Source organism: Chloroflexota bacterium (genome assembly GCA_026713825.1).
Lineage (GTDB): Bacteria > Chloroflexota > Dehalococcoidia > Lucifugimonadales > UBA1127 > UBA1127.
The window spans coordinates 1-3,930 of sequence record JAPONS010000086.1; the positions used below are offsets into that span (position 1 = coordinate 1).

The 3,930-nt window shown below is 68.3% G+C and carries 3 protein-coding genes; all 3 read right to left on the reverse strand.

What is annotated here, in order from left to right:
- Window positions 1-371: 371 nt before the first annotated feature.
- A complete protein-coding gene (locus OXC99_10930; GenBank protein ID MCY4625497.1) occupies window positions 372-1,382 on the reverse strand; it encodes an IS30 family transposase in 1,011 nt (336 codons plus the stop codon).
- A 178-nt stretch (window positions 1,383-1,560) separates the two neighbouring features.
- Window positions 1,561-3,093, reverse strand: a complete 1,533-nt coding sequence (gene purH / locus OXC99_10935) for a bifunctional phosphoribosylaminoimidazolecarboxamide formyltransferase/IMP cyclohydrolase (GenBank protein ID MCY4625498.1) — start codon at window positions 3,091-3,093, stop codon at window positions 1,561-1,563.
- A 348-nt stretch (window positions 3,094-3,441) separates the two neighbouring features.
- The coding region (locus OXC99_10940) for an AIR synthase-related protein (GenBank protein ID MCY4625499.1) at window positions 3,442-3,930 on the reverse strand (489 nt) is incomplete at its 5' end.

The following is a 3,930-nucleotide window of genomic DNA, read 5'->3' on the forward strand; positions in this document are numbered from 1 at the left end:
CTAACCCCCGTCGCCCCCGCGCCGGCGCACCCCTTCCCCCGCTCGCGGGGGAAGGTTGGGATGGGGGTGCGTAGGGGCGACCCTCGTGGTCGCCCGCTCCCTGCCCCTGCGGAGGTCCGGGATAGGGGAGGTGACGCAAACACCCCCGTCGTTCCTGCGAAGGCAGGAACCCCGACAAGCCGAAGCGACCCACCGCAAGTCGCTGCCGTAGGGGCCATTCGTGAATGGCCCGTCCCGCGCCAGCGGGAACCCCAACGCGACGCGCAATAACAATGTTGGCTCCCCCACCACCCTCCATCCCGGCGCATGCCGGGATCCAGGGGCAGGGCCGCCCGCGACTGCCCACGGTCACGAACCCGCCCCCATTCGCGTCATTCCTGCGAAGGCAGGAAGATGGATTCACATTTCAAGTGCAACACCTGATCTGAGAATATCTCAGCGGGAGTCCTGTACCCCAGGCATTTGCGCGGGGTGTTGTTGTAGGCCTGCACCAGCTGAGTGAACCGGTCCTCGGCGAGGCCGGCGAGGTCGGTCTTCCTTAGGAGGGTGCGTCGCATCCTCCTGATGGCGTTCTCTACGCCTCCCTTCTGCCATGGGGAGTGGGTATCACAGAAGAAGGTCTGGATACCCTGGTCATGGAGGTGGTGATGCCTTGCGAACTCAGTGCCGTTATCGAAGGTGATGGTCTGACGCCACTCGGGCGGGAGGGGAGCCAGCACCCGTGCCATGGCCGCGGCTATGGGGGCTGAGGCCTTTCCCTCCGGTCTGAGCGCTATGAGCAGGCGGGAGTGGCGTTCGTGGAGGGTGAGTACGGCTTGGCCGTAGGTGCGGAAGAGCATCAGGTCTGCCTCCCAGTGACCGGGTGTCCGCCGGTCGTCAGCTCCCTGGGGACGTTCCGCAACTGGACGGCGGAGGTGGATGAATGAGGCGGGGTTGCCTCCCCTGCGACCTCTCCATCCCCTCTTGGACTTGCCGCGTGGCAGGTAGTTGCGCCAGGAGTAGTCCTTCTTCCTGGCCAGTTGGCCGTAAATGAACCGGTCTATGGTCTCGTGGGAGATGACCTGTCTGCCTGACTCCACTGCCAGACGGCCAGACACCTGCTCGGGCGACCAACCCTGCTGGAGACGGGTGAGCACCTGGTCCCGCAGGGCGCTGTCCCGCTCCAGCTTGGAACCACGCCAACGCCGGGCGTGTGCCTGCTGGTCGGCGTACACCGGTTGATACCCTTGAGTCCGGGAACCATTTCGCTTCAACTCCCGAGCAACTGTCGATGGCGAGCGATCCACACTTGCTGAGATCTGACGGACACTCTGTCCCTCGGCTCGTAGACGGGCCATTTCACACCGCTCTTCAATGGTGACATGCCTGTACTCTTTTCCCATGACAACACCTTAGCAAGGTGTTGCACTTCGTTTGTGAGTTTAGGGAATCCAGAGGGGCAGCGCACGAGGGGCCGTTCACCCTGATGGAAAGGGGAAAAGCAGAAAACAACGCCCCACACCACCGGTGGAGCACGCAAGAAGGAAAAACCTCACCCGCCACCAAAAGCCCCGAAGGGGCCTAGTGCAAGAAGTGCCGCACGCCCGTGAACACCATCGCCAGCCCCGCCTTGTCCGCCGCCGCGATGACCTCGTCGTCCCGGATGGAGCCCCCCGGCTGCACGACCGCCGTCACCCCGGCCTCCGCCGCCAGCTCCAGCCCGTCCGCGAAGGGGAAGAAGGCATCCGACGCCAGCGCCGTCCCCGCAGCCCGCTCGCCCGCGGCCCGCACCGCCAGGTGCACGCTGTTCACCCGGTTCGGCTGCCCCGCGCCCATCCCGACCAGCGCCTGCCCCTTCGCCAGCACGATCGTGTTCGACTTGATGTGCTTCGCCGCCCGCCACGCGAATGCCAGGTCCGCCAGCTCCGTCTCGCTCGGCCCCCGCTGCGTCACCACCCGCCACGCCGACGGCTCCTCGTCCAGCGCGTCCGCCGTCTGCAGCAGCAGCCCGCCTGACACCCGCCGCACCTGCAGCGGCGCCGACGCCAGCCCGACGCCGGGAGCCTCCGGGACACGGAGAATGCGCAGGTCCCGCTTCTTCTGCAGGATCTCCAGCGCCGCGTCCTCGTACCCCGGCGCCACGATTACTTCAAAAAACACCCGACGCAGCGCCTCCGCCGCCTCCCCCGTCACGGGCCGGTTGACCCCCAGGATGCCCCCGTACGCCGACACGCTGTCCCCCTCGAAGGCCCGCCGGTACGCCTCCGCCTGGTCCGCGTGCACCGCCAGCCCGCACGCGTTGGTGTGTTTGATCACCGCCACCGCCTGCTCCGAGAACTCGCTCGCCGCACGCCATGCCGCGTCGGCGTCCAGGATGTTGTTGTAAGAGAGCTCCTTCCCGTGCAGCTGCTCCGCCGCCACCACACCCCCGCGGCTCGGTGCGTCCGCGTACAGCGCCCCACGCTGGTGCGGATTCTCCCCGTACCGCAGCTCCCCAGACACCCGCCGCACGCCGATCGAGAGCTCCTTGGGGAACGGGTCGTCCGAACCCCTCATCCACGCCGCCACGATGCTGTCGTACATCGCCACGTGCGAGAACGCCGTCGCCGCCAGCCGTCGCCGCTCCTCCAGCGACGTCCCGCCCGCCCGGATGCGCTCGGCCACCCACCCGAAGTCCGCCGGGTCGACGACCACCGTCACCGCCGGGTGGTTCTTCGCCGCCGCCCGAAGCATCGTCGGCCCGCCGATGTCGATGTTCTCCAGCACGTCCGCGTCCGTGGTCCCCTCCCGGCTCACCGTCGCCTCGAAGGGGTACAGGTTCCCCACCACCACGTCGATGGGCGCGATGCCGTGCGCCTCCAGCTCCCCCATGTGCTCCGGCAGGTCACGCCGCGCCAGCAGGCCCCCGTGTACGACCGGGTGCAGCGTCTTCACGCGCCCGTCCAGCATCTCCGGCGACCCCGTCACGTCCGAGAGCTGCTCGACGGCCAGCCCCGCCTCGGTCAGCGTCCGGTGCGTCCCGCCCGTGCTGACCAGCCCGTATCCCGCCTCCTGCAGGGCGCGCGCCAGCTCCACCACGCCCGTCTTGTCATACACGCTGATAAGGGCCTTCATGCCGCCTCCTGCCGATGGGGGTACCACGATGGTATCTGAGGGAGAAAAGCTTGAGAACAGCGTCAGGGCCCGTTTTACTCGTCATTCCTGCGCAGGCAGGAATCCAGAGGGACAGGGCCGAGGGGCCGACCTCTGCCGCTGCGCACAACCCACTTGCGTAGGGGCCATTCGCGAATGGCCCGTCCCGCGACAGCGGGAACCCCGTTCACCCCGAGCCCGTCGAAGGGCCACCCTGACCCCCGCGAATGACCCCCACCACCCCCCCCTTCCTGCGGAGGCAGGAACCCCGACAGACAGGACACCCCCGCAGACCCCGCTCGCCCTGAAACCGGCCGAATGGCGCCGCCCCTACGAGATCGTAACCAACGCCCCGCCCGCGGCGTCCGCTGCCTCGCCGACGACAAACGCCTCCGGCACGTCCGCACGCACCCCCGCGACGTCCTCCGGCGCCACCGCCACGATCATCCCGACTCCCATGTTGAACACCCGGTGCATCTCGTCCTCGCCGATGCTCCCCGTCCGCTGGATCAGCCGGAACAGCGGCGGGACCTCCCACGACTCGCCCAAGAGCCGCGCCGCGAGCCCCTCCGGCAGCATCCGCGGCACGTTCTCCGGGAACCCGCCCCCAGTGATGTGCGCCATCCCCTTGATCCGGTCCAGCGCCGGCGTCAGCGCCTTGACGTACGAGCGGTGCGGCGCCAGCAGTGCCTCTCCCAGTGTCGAGCCCAGCTCCTCGTGTTTGACGTCCAGCACCGACGGGTCCTCGTCGATCCCGCACACCCGCCGTACCAGCGAGTACCCGTTCGCGTGCAGCCCGCTCGAAGGCACCCCCAGCCC